13 protein-coding genes and 3 tRNA genes are annotated in these 17,443 nt (G+C 32.0%); 8 read left to right on the top strand and 8 right to left on the bottom strand.

What is annotated here, in order from left to right; genetic code table 11:
- Nucleotides 1-20: 20 nt before the first annotated feature.
- The gene (locus HW119_RS02245) at nucleotides 21-1,298 is read right to left on the bottom strand and encodes a UDP-N-acetylmuramoyl-tripeptide--D-alanyl-D-alanine ligase (protein ID WP_177761066.1); all 1,278 of its coding nucleotides are present in this window, start codon (nucleotides 1,296-1,298) and stop codon (nucleotides 21-23) included.
- A gap of 58 nt (nucleotides 1,299-1,356) precedes the next feature.
- Nucleotides 1,357-2,922, bottom strand: a complete 1,566-nt coding sequence (gene gldJ, locus HW119_RS02240; protein ID WP_255497953.1) for a gliding motility lipoprotein GldJ — start codon at nucleotides 2,920-2,922, stop codon at nucleotides 1,357-1,359.
- 359 nt (nucleotides 2,923-3,281) lie between these two features.
- Here gldJ and porU point away from each other — a divergent pair, with 359 nt between their 5' ends.
- From porU to cdd, 3 genes are all read left to right on the top strand, one after another.
- A complete protein-coding gene (gene porU, locus HW119_RS02235; RefSeq protein WP_177761065.1) occupies nucleotides 3,282-7,097 on the top strand; it encodes a type IX secretion system sortase PorU in 3,816 nt (1,271 codons plus the stop codon).
- A 38-nt stretch (nucleotides 7,098-7,135) separates the two neighbouring features.
- Nucleotides 7,136-8,332: a type IX secretion system outer membrane channel protein PorV gene (gene porV / locus HW119_RS02230; protein ID WP_177761064.1), complete on the top strand. Its 1,197-nt coding sequence runs from the start codon at nucleotides 7,136-7,138 to the stop codon at nucleotides 8,330-8,332.
- A 72-nt stretch (nucleotides 8,333-8,404) separates the two neighbouring features.
- Entirely contained in the window at nucleotides 8,405-8,887 is a 483-nt protein-coding gene (gene cdd, locus HW119_RS02225; protein ID WP_177761063.1) for a cytidine deaminase, read from the top strand.
- A 56-nt stretch (nucleotides 8,888-8,943) separates the two neighbouring features.
- On the opposite strand, the gene HW119_RS02220 is transcribed toward cdd, so the two are convergent.
- The 3 genes from HW119_RS02220 to HW119_RS02210 all read right to left on the bottom strand — a co-directional run bounded on the left by HW119_RS02220 (nucleotide 8,944) and on the right by HW119_RS02210 (nucleotide 9,225).
- Nucleotides 8,944-9,017 (bottom strand) — tRNA-Arg (locus HW119_RS02220).
- Between the two features lie 38 nt (nucleotides 9,018-9,055).
- A tRNA-Arg gene (locus tag HW119_RS02215) sits at nucleotides 9,056-9,129 on the bottom strand.
- A 22-nt stretch (nucleotides 9,130-9,151) separates the two neighbouring features.
- Nucleotides 9,152-9,225, bottom strand: a tRNA-Arg gene (locus HW119_RS02210).
- Between the two features lie 199 nt (nucleotides 9,226-9,424).
- Between HW119_RS02210 and HW119_RS02205 the strand changes: the two genes are divergently transcribed.
- From HW119_RS02205 to secA, 5 genes are all read left to right on the top strand, one after another.
- The gene (locus HW119_RS02205; protein WP_177761062.1) at nucleotides 9,425-9,892 is read left to right on the top strand and encodes a hypothetical protein; all 468 of its coding nucleotides are present in this window, start codon (nucleotides 9,425-9,427) and stop codon (nucleotides 9,890-9,892) included.
- Nucleotides 9,893-9,932: 40 nt separating this feature from the next.
- Nucleotides 9,933-10,622, top strand: coding sequence for an ABC transporter ATP-binding protein (locus tag HW119_RS02200; protein WP_177761061.1), 690 nt, complete (start codon nucleotides 9,933-9,935; stop codon nucleotides 10,620-10,622).
- A 2-nt stretch (nucleotides 10,623-10,624) separates the two neighbouring features.
- Nucleotides 10,625-11,200, top strand: a complete 576-nt coding sequence (locus HW119_RS02195) for a cob(I)yrinic acid a,c-diamide adenosyltransferase (RefSeq protein ID WP_177761060.1) — start codon at nucleotides 10,625-10,627, stop codon at nucleotides 11,198-11,200.
- 105 nt (nucleotides 11,201-11,305) lie between these two features.
- Nucleotides 11,306-11,527 (top strand): DUF2795 domain-containing protein, encoded by a 222-nt coding sequence (locus HW119_RS02190; RefSeq protein WP_014166495.1) that lies wholly within the window; start codon nucleotides 11,306-11,308, stop codon nucleotides 11,525-11,527.
- An 88-nt stretch (nucleotides 11,528-11,615) separates the two neighbouring features.
- Complete coding sequence (gene secA / locus HW119_RS02185; protein WP_177761059.1) at nucleotides 11,616-14,714, top strand: preprotein translocase subunit SecA; 3,099 nt, start codon at nucleotides 11,616-11,618, stop codon at nucleotides 14,712-14,714.
- Between the two features lie 96 nt (nucleotides 14,715-14,810).
- Here the strand turns inward: secA and HW119_RS02180 are convergent, their stop codons facing one another.
- The 3 genes from HW119_RS02180 to HW119_RS02170 form a co-directional block, all read right to left on the bottom strand.
- Complete coding sequence (locus tag HW119_RS02180) at nucleotides 14,811-15,860, bottom strand: hypothetical protein (protein WP_177761058.1); 1,050 nt, start codon at nucleotides 15,858-15,860, stop codon at nucleotides 14,811-14,813.
- A gap of 38 nt (nucleotides 15,861-15,898) precedes the next feature.
- Complete coding sequence (locus tag HW119_RS02175) at nucleotides 15,899-16,087, bottom strand: hypothetical protein (protein WP_177761057.1); 189 nt, start codon at nucleotides 16,085-16,087, stop codon at nucleotides 15,899-15,901.
- A gap of 75 nt (nucleotides 16,088-16,162) precedes the next feature.
- Nucleotides 16,163-17,233 carry a branched-chain amino acid aminotransferase gene (locus HW119_RS02170; RefSeq protein WP_177761056.1) on the bottom strand — a complete coding sequence of 357 codons (1,071 nt, stop codon included), beginning with the start codon at nucleotides 17,231-17,233 and terminating at the stop codon, nucleotides 16,163-16,165.
- Nucleotides 17,234-17,443: the final 210 nt, after the last annotated feature.

The raw sequence follows: 17,443 nt of genomic DNA, 5'->3' as shown, positions 1-17,443 counted from the left end.
AAGATACTATTTTTTTGAATTTAAATTAAATTTAATATTCGTTCTAATTCCATGCCTCTAGAACCTTTAATAAGTATAGTTTCATTAGCGATTGACTGACTTATTAGGTAGTTTTCTAAAGCTTCAAAATTTTCAAAAAACGCTGATTTGTCGTTTTTATTTTCGAAAAAATGCTTACCTATGAAATAAGTTTTTAAGTCTAAATTTTGTGCTAATTCAATGATTTTTTTATGTTCTGATTTGCTTTCATTTCCAAGTTCAAACATATCGCCCAAAAATAAAACTTTGTTGTTTTCATTTAGTTGAGCAAAATTTTCGATTGCCACAGTCATACTACTCGGATTTGCATTATAAGCATCAAGTAAGATTTTGTTTGAATCTTTTTCTATCCATTGCGAACGATTGTTAGATGGAAAATAAGATTCAATTGCTTCTTTTGTTTCTTGGTCACTTACATTAAAATAATTACCTATGGTTGCTGCAATTGCAATGTTGGTTAAATTATAAGTTCCAGTTAAATTAGATTTGATGATTGTTTCGTTAATTGTCAAAGTTGCCATTGGTTGAGCTTGTGTATTTGTAAAACAAACATCTGCAACAAGGTCATTAAATGAAAAACTATAAATTGGTAGATGCATTGTTTTATCAACTTGAATTGGATCATCAAGATTGATAAATGCCATTTTGTGACTGTTTTCTAGATAAGTATACATTTCACTTTTTCCTGCGATAACACCTTCAACTCCTCCAAATCCTTCTAGGTGAGCCCTTCCAAAATTGGTTATATAACCAAAGTCAGGTTCAGCAATTTTGCAAAGTAATTCGATTTCTTTTTGATGATTAGCACCCATTTCAACAATACCTAAGTCGGTATTTTCATCGAATGAAAGTAGTGTAAGTGGTACACCAATATGATTATTAAGATTTCCAATTGTAGCTTTTGTATTGTATTTTTTTGAAAGTACACTGTGAATTAATTCTTTAGAAGTAGTTTTGCCATTGCTTCCTGTTAAAGCTATAATTGGTAAACCTAATTGCTTTCTGTGGTAATTTGCAAGTAATTGTAAAGCATGTAAACTATCTTCGACAAGAAGCATTTTGTCTGTTTCAGTATAATAGGTTTTATTATCTAAAATAACATATCTAGCTCCATTGTTTAAAGCGTCTTTAGCGAATGTGTTTGCGTCAAAGTTTTCTCCTTTCAAAGCAACGAAAAGAGTATTTTCTTGAATGTTTCTAGTGTCTGTGCTAACACCGTTACATTCTAAAAAGCATTGGTATAATTCTTCAATTCTCATGATTCAAAAATAAAAAAAAGCCCTAAATAATTAGGGCTTTTTTGAAAATATTATTTTATTAACCGCGAGGTTTTTTCTTTTTGTTTGTTCCGCCAATTTTTGACATTGCATTACGGAACCCGATGAAATCTGTTGCTACAAATTGATCCATGTATCTTCTTGTTGCAGGATCTAACCAGTAAGCTCTATCTTTCCAAGATCCACCTTTGTAAACACGAGATTGATCACTTATTAAAGATGTTTTAGAAACTGCATCGTATTCTCCAATTACATTTCCATTTTGATCGTAAGAGAATGTGTTTTGAGGAGCGTTGTAATTTCCGTCTTTGTAAGCTATATCGTTATCGCTGTTAAAGTTCGTTCTTAAGAAAGTATCACTTTCACTAACTACAGTTTTTTCGATTTGACCAGGTAATGTTCTTGGACGTAATTTTCCGTTAGGTAAAGTATCGTAAACAATATTTGTTTGAACAATTTGTACAGTTCCATCAGGTCCAATTACGTTTTTCGTGTAAACATTTCCGCGGAAATAGTTGATGTCATTCTCTTCAGAATTTACCATCGGACGATAAACGTCAGCAACCCATTCAGCAACGTTACCAGCCATGTCATATAGTCCCCAATCGTTAGGAGGAAAAGCTTTAACAGGTGAAGTGTAACCGCCTTGGTCAGTTTTCCAACCTGCAATTCCACCGTAATCACCACGGTTTTGTTTGTAATTAGCTAAATGATCACCTTTAGTTTTTCTTGCAGATGTTCTTGTGTCTTCAGATCCCCAAGGATATTTTTTTCTACCTTTAACGTTGTTGTATTCTCTATCGTCGCGTCTTGCGCCTGCAGCATATTCCCACTCAGCTTCAGTTGGTAAACGGTATTCTGCACTAAACAATCCAAAAGATTGTGTTGCATAAACGTTTTTCTGACCATCTTTGGCTTTGTTTCTTACACCTTTATAAACGATTTCTTCATTACCACCATATGATTTACTCGGAGCGTTTAAATAAGCGTCAGTTGTGAAAACTTGCTCTCCGTACGCTTCTTTAGTCTTAGCATTTTTCTTAAGATAACCAGCTTTTTCTAAAGCGAACTCATTAACTCGATCCGTTCTCCATTTAGAAAAATCATTTGCCTGAATCCAAGAAACACCAACAACCGGATAATCTGCATAAGCAGGATGTCTCAAGTAAGTGTTGGTTAGAGTTTCAGTAAAACCTAACTTATTTCTCCAAACTAATGTATCTGGTAATGCCGATTGGTAAATACCGCGATATTGTGGCTCAGAAGTTGGATAAACTTGCTTAATCCAATATAAGTACTCTGTGTACATCATATTGGTTACTTCGGTTTCATCCATATAAAAAGACTGAACATATTGTTGAGTAGAAGCATTGTTCCATTCTCCCATTACGTCTTCTTGTAGTCTTCCCATAGTAAAAGTTCCACCCTCAATCTCAACCATGCCATAAGGTGTTTGTTGACCATTATAGTTTGTGTTGTATTGGAAACCGTCTTTTTTTCCATTAATCTTCCAGCCAGTAGCTGAAGAGTTTCCTACGGTACTGTTGTTGCTACAACTAGTTAAACTCACTGAAGCAAACATAGCTGCAATCAGTTGTAATGTCATAAGTTTATTAATCTTCATCATTAAAAGTAGGTAATAAATTTCGTTGCAATATAATAATTAACGTTTGATTAGCAATATCTAAATTAAAATTATTTATAAAAAGTTATTATTTTAAATAATAATAAGATGAATCAATACGTTTGTTTATTGTATTATTAATTTTTTGAGTTGATAAATATAGGAATGTTTTTTTTATAAATGTATTCTTTGTGTTAAAAAAAACTAAATTTCTTCTTTTTGATTTAAATTAGAAATTTATATTTACTTTTATAAGTTAGTTATATAGGAACTGATTAAGGCAGGATAGAGTCTTTTTTGGTCTGTAAAAAATGTTTATGAATTAATATATTCATTGAAATATGAGAAAAATATTATTAGTTACTTCGCTTTTTTTGTCCTTTTTGGGTTTCGCTCAAAGTGGAAAATCGACTTTAAAGTGGAATAATGAAATTAATTTAAAATCGAAATCGTCTAATGCTGCTCCTCAGTTTCAAGTAGAAAATTATTATTATAATGTCGCTACTAAAGAAATAAAATATTCTGAATTGATTAAAGTAAGTCAACCTGTTGATGAAAAATCATTTAAAATATCTAATGTTGTTTACGAAAATATCGATTTGAATAAATATAAAGATATTGCGAAAGAGCAGATTTCTTCTGAGATTAAATTTTCTGTTCAAAATTCAAGTTCTGATGGACAAAATAATGTTTTATTAGTACTTAATCCTATTGTGAAATCTGGGAATTCTTATAAGAAAATTGTTTCATTTGATTATTCTTATCAAAATCGTCCAAATTATGGCAATACTGCAAGACGTGATATCGCCACAGCTAATTCGGTTTTGGCAACAGGTGATTGGTTTAAATTCAAAATTGACCAAAACGGAGTTTATAAATTGGATAAAAACTTTTTATTACAATTAGGGATTCCAGCATCAGTTGATCCAAGAACAATCAAAATTTATAGTCACGGCGGTAAACCACTACCTCTGAAAAATGGAGATAATTTATATTACGATCTCCCAGAAATTGCTATTCAAGTTGAAGGAGAAGGAGATGGTCAGTTCAATGATTCAGATTTTATTCTTTTTTATGGAAAAGGAATTTATGGTTGGGATGAGGTAAATCTTTCTCATATTAATGTATATGACGAAAATGCGTATTACTACATTACATACGGAGGTGATCAAGGGAAGCGTATTTCAAATGTTTCTCAACCTTCAGGGAATGTGTCTATGACCTATACAACTTTCGATGAACGCGTGTTTCATGAGAAAAATAAAGTGACAATTGGTAATTTAAGCCGTAAATGGTTTGGAGAGGTTTTTAATGTGAATAATCAACAAAATTTCACTTTTGAATTACCGGGTATTGTAAATGCTGAACCTGTTTTGTTAACTTCTGTTGTTGCTGCGAGTTCACCAAGCGCATCGAATTTTACATTTACAGTTAATAATCAAAATGCTGGAATTGTAAGTTTACTTGCAACTTCTTCTGATTATTATGGGTATGAAAATTTTTTAAATAGTACTGTAAATATAGCAGGAAATACTGCAGTTGTAGGAGTAACTTATAATAATGGAGGAGTGCCATCTGCTACTGGATACCTAGATTATATTGCTTTAGATTATAAAAAACGATTAGAAGGTTATGGTAAGCAATTTGGTTTTAGAGTTAATGATGCGGCTTCTCAAATAGGTATTGGTTCATATAATTTCTCAAATGCAAGTGGTATAACAAATGTTTGGGATGTATCGGATCATCAAAATGTTAGAAATGTAGCTTCAAACTCATCGAACGCATTTTCATTTAGAGCATTTTTAGGTGAGGTTAAAGAATATCAAGCAGTTGTGCCAGCTAATTATTATAGTCCAATCCCAATTAGTAATCCTAGGGTTGCTAATCAAAATTTAAAAGGAACAATTTTTGCTGATGGAGATGTTGATTACTTAATTATTACATCACCTGATTTACGTGCTTCAGCTGAACGTTTGGCTCAATTTCATAAAACAAATTCAAATCTAAATACAAAAGTTGTAACTGTCAATACAATTTACGAGGAGTTTTCTTCAGGGCAACAAGATGTTGCGGCTATCAGAAATTTTGTTCGTTATGTATATATGAATGCACCAGATCCAAATAGAAGAGTCAAATATTTGAATATGTTTGGAGATACTAATAACGATTATGTAAATGAATTGTCCAACGAAAATAAAGTGCCTTCATTTTATTTTTTGAGTCTTTATGAACAAGGAATTGAAAATTTTCACACTCTTATTTCATTTGTTACCGATGATTTTTTTGTTATGATGGATGATGATGAGGGGTATATAGGAAGAGGAGATTATTCAGGATTGGATATTGCAGTTGGGCGAATGACAGTTGGAAATACGCAACAAGCAAATCAAACAATTGATAAAATTATTAACTATAATAAAGTAGATAATACAGGACGGTGGAAAAATAATTACATTGCTTTAGCAGATGATGTTGATAATGTTGGGGATTATGTACTTCAAGAAACGTTGAATGAAATGATTGAAACGCTTGAGACCTATAAACCTTTTTTTAATGTCACTAAAATTTATACAGATGCTTATGTGCAAGAAATAACTCCCGGAGGTCCTCGTTATCCTAAAGCAAAAGCTGATTTTATACAAGCTATAAATAATGGTGCCTTAATGGTGAATTATCTAGGGCATGGAGGAGAGTATGGCTTGGCTCAAGAACGTTTGTTAGAAACTTTTGATATTGATGGTTTGAGAAACGGAGATAGGCTTCCGCTCTTTGCAATCATTACTTGTGAATATACGCGATTTGATAATCCGAATGATTTGTCTGGAGGGGAACGTTTGTTTTTAAAACCAGATGGTGGCGCAATTGGTTTAATTGCAACAACTCGTAAAATTACAATTCTAAATGCGAATAGTTTTACTGAGAAATTGTCCGAGATTTTATTTAGTTACAGTTCTAATGATTATCCCTCTATTGGTGAAGCATTACGTGTAACAAAAAATCAATTTGCAAATTCAGATAAGGCTGTTGTTTTCTGTATAGGTGATCCTGCTCTTAAATTGGCAATTCCAAAACCTAAAGTTGAATTGACTCATATTAATGAAGTTCCAATTTCTTCAACAGCTCCTGCTTTGCGAGCTTTGGATTTAATAAAGTTAAAAGGGGAAGTAACAGACGAAAATGGAAATTTGTTAACTAATTTTACAGGAGATTTGGCTGTTCAAATTTTTGATAAAGATATTGAACGCAGAACGTTAGGGAACGATGGTCATTTAAATTTTATGGATTTTAAAACTTTAGGTGAAACTATTTTTAGAGGAAATGCTTCTGTAGAAAACGGAAAATTTGAAATAGAATTTGTAGTGCCAAAAGATATTCGAATTCCTCTTGGAGAAGGTAAGGCGAGTTTCTACGCATTAAAAAATGGGACGATTTTAGATGATTATACAGGTGATAATAAGGTGATTAGAGTTGGTGGAGTAAATGAAAATGCAGCTCAAGACAATAATCCGCCAGTTTTGCAGATGTATATGAATGACGAATCATTTATTTCTGGTGGAATTACAAATGCGTCTCCTTTATTGTTGGTTAATTTAGAAGATGATAATGGAATGAATACAGCAAGTGGAATTGGTCATGACATGGTTGCTATCCTTGATGGAAACGAAAATGAGCCTTTTGTTTTGAATGATTATTATGAAACCGAATCGAATAACTTTAGAAAAGGTATAATTAAATTTCCTTTTACAAATTTAGAAAAAGGTGTTCATACTTTAACAGTCAAAGCTTGGGATGTTTACAATAATTTAGCAACAGGAGATCTAGAATTTGTTGTTGCTGGAAATGAAAGTTTAGAAATTGACCGTGTTTTAAATTATCCAAATCCATTTGTGAATTACACAGAATTTTGGTTTCAACACAATAGACCGGCAGAACCTTTACAAGTCCAAGTTCAAATTTTAACAGTAACAGGAAAAATAGTAAAAACAATAAATCAAATCATTACTTCCGACGGTTTTTTATCACGTGATATAACTTGGGATGGAAAAGATGATTTTGGTGACCGAATTGGAAAAGGTGTTTATATTTATAAACTTAAAGTGAAATCTACAATCACAGGACAGCAAGCAGAGAAAATCGAAAAGCTTGTCATTTTATAAGGATTGTATTATATTTGTATAATTAACTTAATGAACGAATGAGAAAAATATCTATATTATCTTTTTGTGCGATTTTAGGACAAGGAGTGTATGCTCAACAAGAAATTCCATTGCCAGATTTATATAATCCTGTAATAACAACTGGAGTGCCTTTTTTATTGATAAATGCTGACGCGCGTTCGGCGGGTATGGGGGATATGGGAGTTGCTACAAGTCCAGATGCATTTTCTCAACAGCACAATGCTGCTAAATATGCGTTTTCTGAAAAGCAACAAGGTTTTGCTATTAGTTACACACCTTATATGGCAAGTGTTGCTAGTGATATTTCTCTGGCGCAGTTAAACTATTTTAATAAAGTAAATGATCGTATGGCTTTTGCTGGAAGTTTTCGTTATTTTGGTTTGGGAGATATTGACTTAATGGAATCATTCGGTTCTAATGTAGTTAAAGTTTCACCTAATGAGTTGGCTCTTGATGTGTCTGGTTCTTTAAAATTATCTGAAACTTTTTCTGGAGCTGTAACATTACGTTATATCAATTCTAATTTAAAAATTCCTACTGGAAATGAATCTGGGTCAGCAAGTGCTGTTGCTGTTGATATAGCTGGATATTATCAGTCAGAAGTGATGAGAAATAATAATTTTGATGGTCGTTTAAGAGCTGGTTTTGCTATTCAAAATATTGGTCCGAAAATCAAATATACTGATGATATACAATCTGAGAACTTTTTACCTACGAATCTTAGATTAGGAGCTGGTTATGATTTTATTTTAGATCAATATAATAAAATTTCAGCTTACGGTGAAGTTACTAAATTGATGGTTCCTTCACATCAGTATCCAACTTATATTGATGCTAATAATAATGGGGTTCAAGATGCAAATGAGCCAACAAATTTTCATCGAAATGAATATAATGAAAAAGGCTGGTTTGGCGGTATGTTTAGTTCATTTGGTGATGCGCCAGGTGGATTTAGCGAAGAAATGAAAGAATTTACTTGGGCTCTAGGTGGTGAATATTGGTATCAAGATTCATTTGCTTTTCGTTTAGGTTATTTCCATGAAAGTGAAATGAAAGGAGCTCGTCAATATGCTACTTTAGGTGCTGGCTTTAGATATAATATTGTAAATATTGATGTTTCGTATTTGTTTGCGACTGGAGCTGCTCAGAATCCGTTAGAAAATTCATTGAGATTTTCTTTAACTTTTAATTTTGGGAAAAATAGTGTTAAATAATATTTAGTTTTTAAAAGATATAAAATCCAAACTTATTTCAAGTTTGGATTTTTTTACCTCAATACTTTTTATATGAAAGAAATTAAAATAGATGTAAACTTTAAAGTATATGCTTCAATTGATGAACTGGATGTAGTTTTTCGAGATTTGATGACAGAAGCTGTTGAAATTCGAAAAAAGGCATATGCACCATATTCAAAATTTAGAGTTGGTGCTGCAATTTTATTAGAAAATGGTCAAGTTGTTACAGGTTCTAATCAAGAAAATGCAGCTTATCCATCTGGTTTATGCGCTGAGCGGACAGCTATTTTTTATGCAGGGGCAAATTTTCCAGATCAAAAAATTTTAGCAATTGCTATTTCTGCTTGTTCGGATTTGAAAATTACAAACGGACCTATTCCACCGTGTGGTTCTTGTCGTCAATCTTTATTTGAATATGAAGTGAAACAAGAAAATCCTATAAAATTATTTTGTATGGGTGGAGTTGGTGAGGTGATAGAATCAAGTTCGGTTGGAAATATTTTACCATTTCATTTTGATAAAGCGGTTCTGTAGTTTTGTCAAAAAAACAATTTAAATGAAAAAAGCTATCGAATTCGATAGCTTTTTTGTGACCTCGACTGGATTCAAACCAGTAACCTCTTGAGCCGTAATCAAGTGCGCTATTCAGTTGCGCCACGAGGCCGTTGAGAAATAAAAAAAATGTTTTAGAAAAAAAAATAGTGACCTCGACTGGATTCAAACCAGTAACCTCTTGAGCCGTAATCAAGTGCGCTATTCAGTTGCGCCACGAGGCCTTTTTTTCTTAAAACAAATTTGTGACCTCGACTGGATTCAAACCAGTAACCTCTTGAGCCGTAATCAAGTGCGCTATTCAGTTGCGCCACGAGGCCATTTGTTTTGTTTTTCAACGGTGCAAATATACTCACGTTTTTAAACTCTCGCAAGTAAAAGAGTTAAAAAAAATCAACTTTTTTTAATTCAATTTCTAACTATCTCGTTTTTAATTCATATTGACTTTTTTAAATAAATGAAGTACAATGTTTTTTCATATTCTTATCTTTGTTTAATTTAATGAAAATTAAATATAAAATGTTTAGTTATCTAAAATTTTGGTTGAAGTCATCTAATCAGCATGGATTGCATTCGCCATTTGTGTATAATTATTTGACAAAAGGTTTGTACGAAACAAGAAACCTGTCTGGAAATAAACAAGTAAATTGGGTTTTAAAATCGATAGATTATTTTGAGCCAAATAAAATTTATATTACATCCGAATTGCAAAATGAATTTTCTGAATACAAAGAATGTTTGACTGAAACAATTTCTCAGGCAGACTTAATAATTGTGAAAAATAATTATAATGATTGTGTTGATGAAATTATTGATGTCATGAATTCAAAACAATTGTTGTTAGTATGTAATCAAAAGTATGATTCTCGACTTCAGAAAAAAATGCAAACGAATGAAAATGTTGTTGTTTTAGTAGATTTTTATGTAGGAAGTTTAGTTTCAAAACGAACAGAACAATTAAAGCAAAACTTTTTCTTAAGGTTGTAACAATAAAGAGAATATTGCTACTAATTAAATAAAAATGGTTATGAAAGACCTTATTATTAAAATTAAAGATATTAAGCGCAATTTTGCTTTAGGAAATGAAGTGGTTTATGTTCTTAAAGGTGTAAATCTAGAGATTCAAAAAGGAGAGTATGTTGCTTTAATGGGGCCTTCAGGTTCTGGGAAATCGACATTGATGAACATTTTGGGTTGTTTAGATACACCAACATCTGGACATTATACTTTAAATGGTAAGGATGTAAGTAAAATGGATGAGAAAAGCTTGGCTGAAGTTCGTAACAAAGAAATCGGGTTTGTTTTTCAGACATTTAATTTGATTCCGAGAACTACTGCGTTAGATAATGTCGCATTACCAATGATTTATGCTGGAAAATCTAAATCGGAAAGAAACAAACGAGCAGCTGAAGTTTTAGAGCAAGTAGGTTTGGCAGATCGTATGGATCACCATCCAAATCAGCTCTCGGGCGGGCAACGTCAGCGTGTAGCAGTTGCGAGGGCTTTAGTAAATCATCCTTCCATAATTTTGGCAGATGAACCTACTGGGAATTTAGATAGCAAGACATCAATTGAAATTATGGCACTTTTTAATGAAATTCACGCCAAAGGAAATACTGTTATTTTAGTAACTCACGAAGAAGATATTGCAGCTCATGCGCATCGAATTATTCGTTTGCGTGATGGTGTTGTTGAAAGTGATAATCGAATCAAATAAATATGAAAGTTTATACAAAAACAGGTGACAAAGGAACGACTGCTTTGTTTGGTGGAACGCGTGTTCCAAAATATCATTTACGAATTGATAGTTACGGAACTGTAGACGAATTGAATTCATATATCGGTTTGATTCGTGATCAAGAAATTAACTTGCGATATAAAGAGGTTTTAATTGATATTCAGGATAAATTATTTACTGTTGGTGCAATTTTAGCTACAGATCCAGAAAAAGCAATCTTGAAAAATGGAAAAGAAAGATTGAATATTCCAAAGATTTCTGAAGAAGAGGTGGCTCAATTAGAGAACGAAATTGATGCTATGGAAGCAGGGTTGCCACCAATGACGCATTTTGTTTTACCAGGTGGCCATACAACGGTGTCATATTGTCATATTGCAAGATGTGTTTGTCGTAGAGCTGAACGTTTAGCAACTGAATTGAATGACATGGAACCGACAGATTTGATGGTCTTGAAGTATCTAAACCGTCTTTCTGACTACCTTTTTGTATTGGCACGAAAGTTGTCTTTTGACTTGAAGGCAGATGAGGTAAAATGGATTCCTAAAAAGACTGAATAACCCAATTTGTTAAGGCGTTCTTAAATTTCATTTAATATTGTAAAAAAAAACTTGGAAATCTAAGTTAAAAAATTATTTTTGCATTAAAATATAAATAAAGTAGAGATGTATTGGACATTAGAATTAGCATCATATCTAAGTGATGCACCTTGGCCAGCAACTAAAGATGAATTGATTGATTATGCTATCAGAACTGGTGCACCTTTAGAAGTTGTAGAGAATTTACAATCTATTGAAGACGAAGGAGAAATCTATGAATCAATGGAAGAAATTTGGCCTGATTATCCATCAGACGAAGATTATCTTTGGAATGAGGATGAATATTAGTAAAGAAATATAAGAAAAAGTCTCCTTTACAGCGAGGCTTTTTTGTTTATATATAACGGATTTTTAATTATTTAAAAAAAATGTATTTATGAGTATCATAAATAGTATCCTAAAGGCTTTTGTGGGTGACAAATCTCAAAAAGATGTCAAAGCAATTAGACCTATAGTTGAAAAAATCAATTCGTACCAATTGTCTTATGAAACACTTTCTCATGACGAATTGCGTGCAAAAACAGTTTATTTTCAAGATAAGATTAAACAAGCAAGAGCTGATCAAGATGCTAAAATTGCATCATATCGAGAAGAGTTAGAAAAAACTTCTGACATCGATAAAAGAGAAACACTTTATGCTTCTATTGATACACTTGAAAAAGAAGCTTACGAATTGTCAGAAAAAACATTGTTAACTATTTTACCAGAAGCTTTTGCAGTAGTGAAAGAAACGGCTCGTCGTTTTTCTACAAACCCAGAATTAGTAGTTTCTGTTACTGAAAAAGATATTGAGTTCTCGCAAAGAAAAGCCAATGTTGTAATTGATGGTGACAAAGCAATCTGGAACAGCACATGGGAAGTTGCCGGTAAAATGCTAACTTGGAATATGGTTCATTACGACGTGCAAATGATTGGAGGAACTGTAATTCACCAAGGTAAAATTGCAGAAATGCAAACAGGAGAGGGTAAGACTTTGGTTTCTACATTACCAATTTACTTAAATGCGCTAGCAGGAAATGGTGTTCATGTAGTTACTGTAAATGATTATTTAGCAAAACGTGATAGTATTTGGAACGCTCCATTATTTGAATTCCACGGGTTAACTGTTGATTGTATAGATAATCACCAACCAAACTCGCCACAACGTAGAGCAGCTTACCAAGCAGATATTACTTATGGTACAAATAATGAATTTGGTTTTGATTATTTACGTGATAATATGGTGCATTCGCCAGAAGAATTAGTTCAACGTAAACACAATTTTGCAATTGTCGATGAGGTCGATTCAGTTTTAGTTGATGATGCTCGTACGCCGTTAATTATTTCTGGACCAGTTCCACAAGGAGATCGTCATGAGTTTTTAGAATTGAAACCAATGGTTGATAACTTAGTTGCTGTTCAACGTCAATTGTCAAATACGTTTTTGACAGAAGCTAAGAAATTGATCAAAGCAGGTGATACTAAAAAAGGAGGATTCAATTTATTAAGAGCTTATCGTGCCTTACCAAAAAATAAAGCTTTAATTAAATTCTTGTCTGAAGAAGGAGTTAAACAAATTCTTCAGAAAACAGAGAATCATTTCATGCAAGATAACAATCGCGAAATGCCAAAAGTTGATGAAGCTTTATATTTCGTGATTAACGAAAAAAACAATCAGGTTGAATTAACAGATAATGGAATCAAATACCTTTCTCAAGGTATGGATGATCATTTCTTTATTTTACCAGATATCGGTTCTGAAATAGCAGCAATCGATAAAATGAAAATTTCTCCTGATGAGATGACAGAGCGCAAAGAAAAATTATTCCAAGATTTTGGTATAAAATCTGAGCGTATTCATACATTAACACAATTATTAAAAGCTTACTCTTTATTCGAAAAAGATTCTGAATATGTAATTGTAGATAATAAAATTATGATTGTTGATGAGCAAACAGGACGTATTATGGACGGTCGTCGTTACTCAGATGGTTTACACCAAGCAATCGAAGCGAAAGAAAATGTAAAAATTGAAGCAGCTACTCAAACTTTTGCAACAGTTACTTTACAAAATTACTTTAGAATGTATAGTAAGTTAGCAGGTATGACTGGTACTGCTATCACTGAAGCAGCTGAGTTATGGGAAATTTATAAATTAGATGTTGTTGAAATTCCAACTAACCGTCCAATTGCTCGTCATGATAAAGAAGATTTAATTTTCCGTTCAATTCGTGAAAAATTCAATGCGGTGATCGAAGATGTAACTGAATTATCAAAAGCAGGACGTCCTGTTTTAATTGGTACAACATCAGTAGAAAATTCTGAATTATTAAGCCGTATGTTAAAAATGCGCGGTGTTCAGCACAACGTATTAAATGCTAAATTACATAAACAAGAAGCACAAATTGTTGAAGAAGCAGGTAAACCTGGAATTGTTACAATTGCAACAAATATGGCGGGGCGTGGTACGGATATTAAACTTACAGATGAAGTTAAACAAGCTGGAGGTTTAGCAATTATCGGAACTGAGCGACACGATTCTCGTCGTGTAGACCGTCAGTTGCGTGGACGTGCTGGTCGTCAAGGTGATGTTGGTTCATCTCAGTTCTATGTTTCTTTAGAAGATAGTTTAATGCGTTTGTTTGGTTCTGAAAAAGTAGCCAAAATCATGGACAGCATGGGCCTAAAAGAAGGTGAGGTAATTCAACATTCTTGGATGACAAAATCTATTGAAAGAGCGCAAAAACGCGTCGAAGAAAATAACTTTGGTGTTCGTAAACGTTTATTAGAATATGATGATGTTATGAATGCACAACGTGAAGTTGTTTACAAAAGAAGACGTCATGCTTTACACGGCGATCGCTTAAAAATTGATATTGCTAATATGATTTTTGATGTGTGCGATTTTATAGTTGAAGGAAACAAAGTTGGAAATGATTTCAAAAACTTTGAATATTCTTTAATTAAACATTTTGGAATTCAATCACCGTTTACAGCAGATCAATTTGCTAAAACTTCAGAAGTTGAATTAACTGATAAGTTATATGAATTTGTATTTAAAAAATACGACGAAAAATGTAAAAATAGTGCAACTGAAGCTCTTAAAGTAATTACCAATGTTTATGAAAATAATGCAAATCAATTCGAAAGAATGGTTGTGCCGTTTACAGATGGAATTAAAAGTATCAATGTTGTAACTAATTTAGAAAAAGCTTATCAAACAGAAGGTAAATCATTGATTACTGATTTTGAAAAGAATATTACATTAGCTATTGTTGACGAAGCTTGGAAAAAACATTTACGTAAAATGGATGAATTAAAGCAGTCAGTGCAGTTAGCTGTTCACGAACAAAAAGATCCATTGTTGATTTACAAGTTCGAAGCATTTAACTTATTTAAGTTAACAATGAATAGTATAAATTCGGATGTTGTTTCATTTTTAATGAAAGCTGACTTACCGGTTCAAAATACTGAAGAAGTTTCTCAAGAAGCTTAATAACAAATAAAGCCAGTCGATTGATTGGCTTTATTGTTTTTGAAATAGCATTAAAAAAGCAACTTTATTCATAGAGAACAAAGTTGCTTTTTTATTTTATTGAGCTGAAGCTATACTGTCATTTGAAGCCTCTGGAATGTAAATCACAGTTTCGTTAACTGGAGTTAAAATTTCAGTAATCCATTCTGAAGGTCGGTTTGAATCTAAGATGGATTTTTTGTAAATAGAAATTGGTTTACTACTATTTTTAAGCGTTAATTTATTGTCTGTAATGCCTTTTTTGTTTTCGCTCCAAGCTTTATCACTATGCGAATAATCTCCAGTAAGAATTGTTTTAAAAGCATAAAAACTTTCAGACTTTCCACCAGAAATATCACTTGCATCGTTGGTGAAAATTTCTGTAGTTATTGGAAGGCAAACCGCATAGTTTATCAATCCAGAACTAAAATCAATACTTTCGAAAACAGTGAATGGATTTCCATTAATTTTTAAATCATTTTCTTTGCAAAAAACTTTCATATTTTTCATCGTTTGAAAAATTTGTTCGCCTAAGTTTTCGGCCGTACATCTGATCATTTGTTTGATAAAAAAGGTTTCGTTGATCAGTACAATTCCTTCGTTTTTAATACTGAATTTTGTGTATTCTTCAATGATATGATGGTTGATGTTATTTAAGATTTTTTCAAAAATTGGTCCGTTAATTTTTTCGATTCCACCTTGAAATAAAGCTTTAAATTTCGTCATAAAATCCATTTGACCTTCAATGTTCAAAGTAACTAAAGTTCCTTTTTTTGTTGATTTTAACGACCATTTTAATTTTGATTCAATTTCGTTTTGGTTTAGATTTTGAATCAAACTATCGTTTGGATACACATTTAGATTTTTAATAGAACTATTTTTCCAATGAATTTCGGCGTCTTTTCCTTTGGTAATAGAGTCCAAAGTAAAAGTAGTTGTTTCCTCATTGAAAACTTGCCATTGTTCATAATTTTTTAAGTCGTTTAAATAATTAAAAATAGTTTGTTTTGGTAGATTAATTTCTTTTTCTTTTGAAATAGTGTAATTGCTGTTTTGGGTTGCAATAAAAACGGTGAGTGCAATAACAGTCAAAACAATAAAAAAGAAAATGTACTTTAAGATTTTCATAGCTAATTAATTTATCTTTTTTAATTCAAAAATAGAAATTATTCTTTTAACCAAAGCTTTATTATAAATAATAATCCAATGAAACCTAAAAATCCAAGAAAAATCCAACTGCTACCTTTGTAATAAGTTTTATGTAAACGTAAATCTTTTCTGTAAGTGTAAATCATTACAGCAATGAAAACGATTGCGAATATAATTCCGAAATAAATTTGTCCTGATGAAAACATATGCATGTGTTTAGCTTACAAATTTACGTTATAAAGTACAATAAAAAAAGGCTTGCAATGCAAACCTCTTTAGTATTATATCTTAACTGTCCATCCGAAAGAATCGTCTGCAAGTTTATTTTGAATTTTTGTTAGTTTTTCTTTCAAATCTAAAGCATAAGAACCAACTTCATCCATGTTAGGTAATTCGTAAATCTTATCTTTATATGAGAAAGCTTCGATTTGGTTGATAACTGCAGCAGTTCCAGCTCCGAATATTTCTTTTAAAGTTCCGTTTTCAGCAGCTTCAACGATTTCTTCTACTAAAACAGGGCGAACTTCAATGTTGTAGCCTTCTTTTTTTGCTAAGTCAATCAAACTTTTACGAGTTACACCATCTAAAATTCTATCAGAAGTTGGAGCTGTATAAATAGTATCGTTGATTCTAAAGAATACATTCATGGTTCCAGATTCTTCTAATTTTGTATGTGTTGAATCTGTCCAGATAATTTGATTAAATCCAGCTTCTTGAGCTAATTTAGTTGGGTAGAATTGTGCAGAATAGTTTCCTGCAGCTTTAGCAGCACCAATTCCTCCGTTTGCAGCTCTACTGTAATATTCAGCAATTTGAACTTTAATTTTACCAGCGTAGTAAGATTTTGCAGGTGATAATAAAATGCAGAATAAAAATTCATTTGAAGGCGAAGCAATAACTCCACTTTCAGTTGCAATCATAAATGGACGGATATATAATGAATTACCCAAACCTTTACGAACCCATTCTTTTTCGATATTAATTAACGATTTTAATCCATCAATGAAACGCGTTTCGTCAATTTCTGGCATTGCTAAACGAACTGCAGATTTGTTAAAACGTTTAAAATTTTCTTCTGGTCTAAATAACCAGATGTCATCATTCACGTCTTTGTAGGCTTTCATACCTTCAAAAATTGCCTGTCCGTAATGAAAAACACGAGCAGAAGGATCTAATTGAATCGGTGCATAAGGTTTGATTTCAACTTGTTGCCAAGCATTGTTCTTGTATTCACAAATCAACATGTGGTCAGTGAACTTTGCGCCAAATTGAACATTTTCAAAGTCAAAGGTGTCAATTTTAGATTTTTCTACGGGCGTAAAAGAGAAGTCTTTTAAGATATCTATCTCCATTTTTTAATATTTTATAATAAGTTATGTTGTTTTGTCAAACGATAGTTTTACAAAATTAGCAAAAATAATACTTGTAAACTCTTTTTTTTTGAATAATTTAAATGTAATTCTCTGTTTGGGTAATTTATTTATATTTAATTAATTAGCTGATAATTATTTAATTAATGCAATTTATTAGCTGATAATCTATGTTAAAACAATTGAAATAAT

This window comes from Flavobacterium sp. I3-2, assembly GCF_013389595.1.
Classification (GTDB): domain Bacteria; phylum Bacteroidota; class Bacteroidia; order Flavobacteriales; family Flavobacteriaceae; genus Flavobacterium.
Note: the sequence above shows the minus strand (reverse complement) of the source record. Positions and strands in the feature narration are given on the sequence as shown.

Bases quoted from the DNA above. Each gene is read 5' to 3' on its own strand.
- HW119_RS02245 (WP_177761066.1), bottom strand. From the start codon at position 1,298: ATGAGAATTGAAGAATTATACCAATGCTTTTTAGAATGTAACGGTGTT.
- gldJ (WP_255497953.1), bottom strand. From the start codon at position 2,922: ATGACATTACAACTGATTGCAGCTATGTTTGCTTCAGTGAGTTTAACT.
- porU (WP_177761065.1), top strand. From the start codon at position 3,282: ATGAGAAAAATATTATTAGTTACTTCGCTTTTTTTGTCCTTTTTGGGT.
- porV (WP_177761064.1), top strand. From the start codon at position 7,136: ATGAGAAAAATATCTATATTATCTTTTTGTGCGATTTTAGGACAAGGA.
- cdd (WP_177761063.1), top strand. From the start codon at position 8,405: ATGAAAGAAATTAAAATAGATGTAAACTTTAAAGTATATGCTTCAATT.
- HW119_RS02205 (WP_177761062.1), top strand. From the start codon at position 9,425: ATGTTTAGTTATCTAAAATTTTGGTTGAAGTCATCTAATCAGCATGGA.
- HW119_RS02200 (WP_177761061.1), top strand. From the start codon at position 9,933: ATGAAAGACCTTATTATTAAAATTAAAGATATTAAGCGCAATTTTGCT.
- HW119_RS02195 (WP_177761060.1), top strand. From the start codon at position 10,625: ATGAAAGTTTATACAAAAACAGGTGACAAAGGAACGACTGCTTTGTTT.
- HW119_RS02190 (WP_014166495.1), top strand. From the start codon at position 11,306: ATGTATTGGACATTAGAATTAGCATCATATCTAAGTGATGCACCTTGG.
- secA (WP_177761059.1), top strand. From the start codon at position 11,616: ATGAGTATCATAAATAGTATCCTAAAGGCTTTTGTGGGTGACAAATCT.
- HW119_RS02180 (WP_177761058.1), bottom strand. From the start codon at position 15,860: ATGAAAATCTTAAAGTACATTTTCTTTTTTATTGTTTTGACTGTTATT.
- HW119_RS02175 (WP_177761057.1), bottom strand. From the start codon at position 16,087: ATGTTTTCATCAGGACAAATTTATTTCGGAATTATATTCGCAATCGTT.
- HW119_RS02170 (WP_177761056.1), bottom strand. From the start codon at position 17,233: ATGGAGATAGATATCTTAAAAGACTTCTCTTTTACGCCCGTAGAAAAA.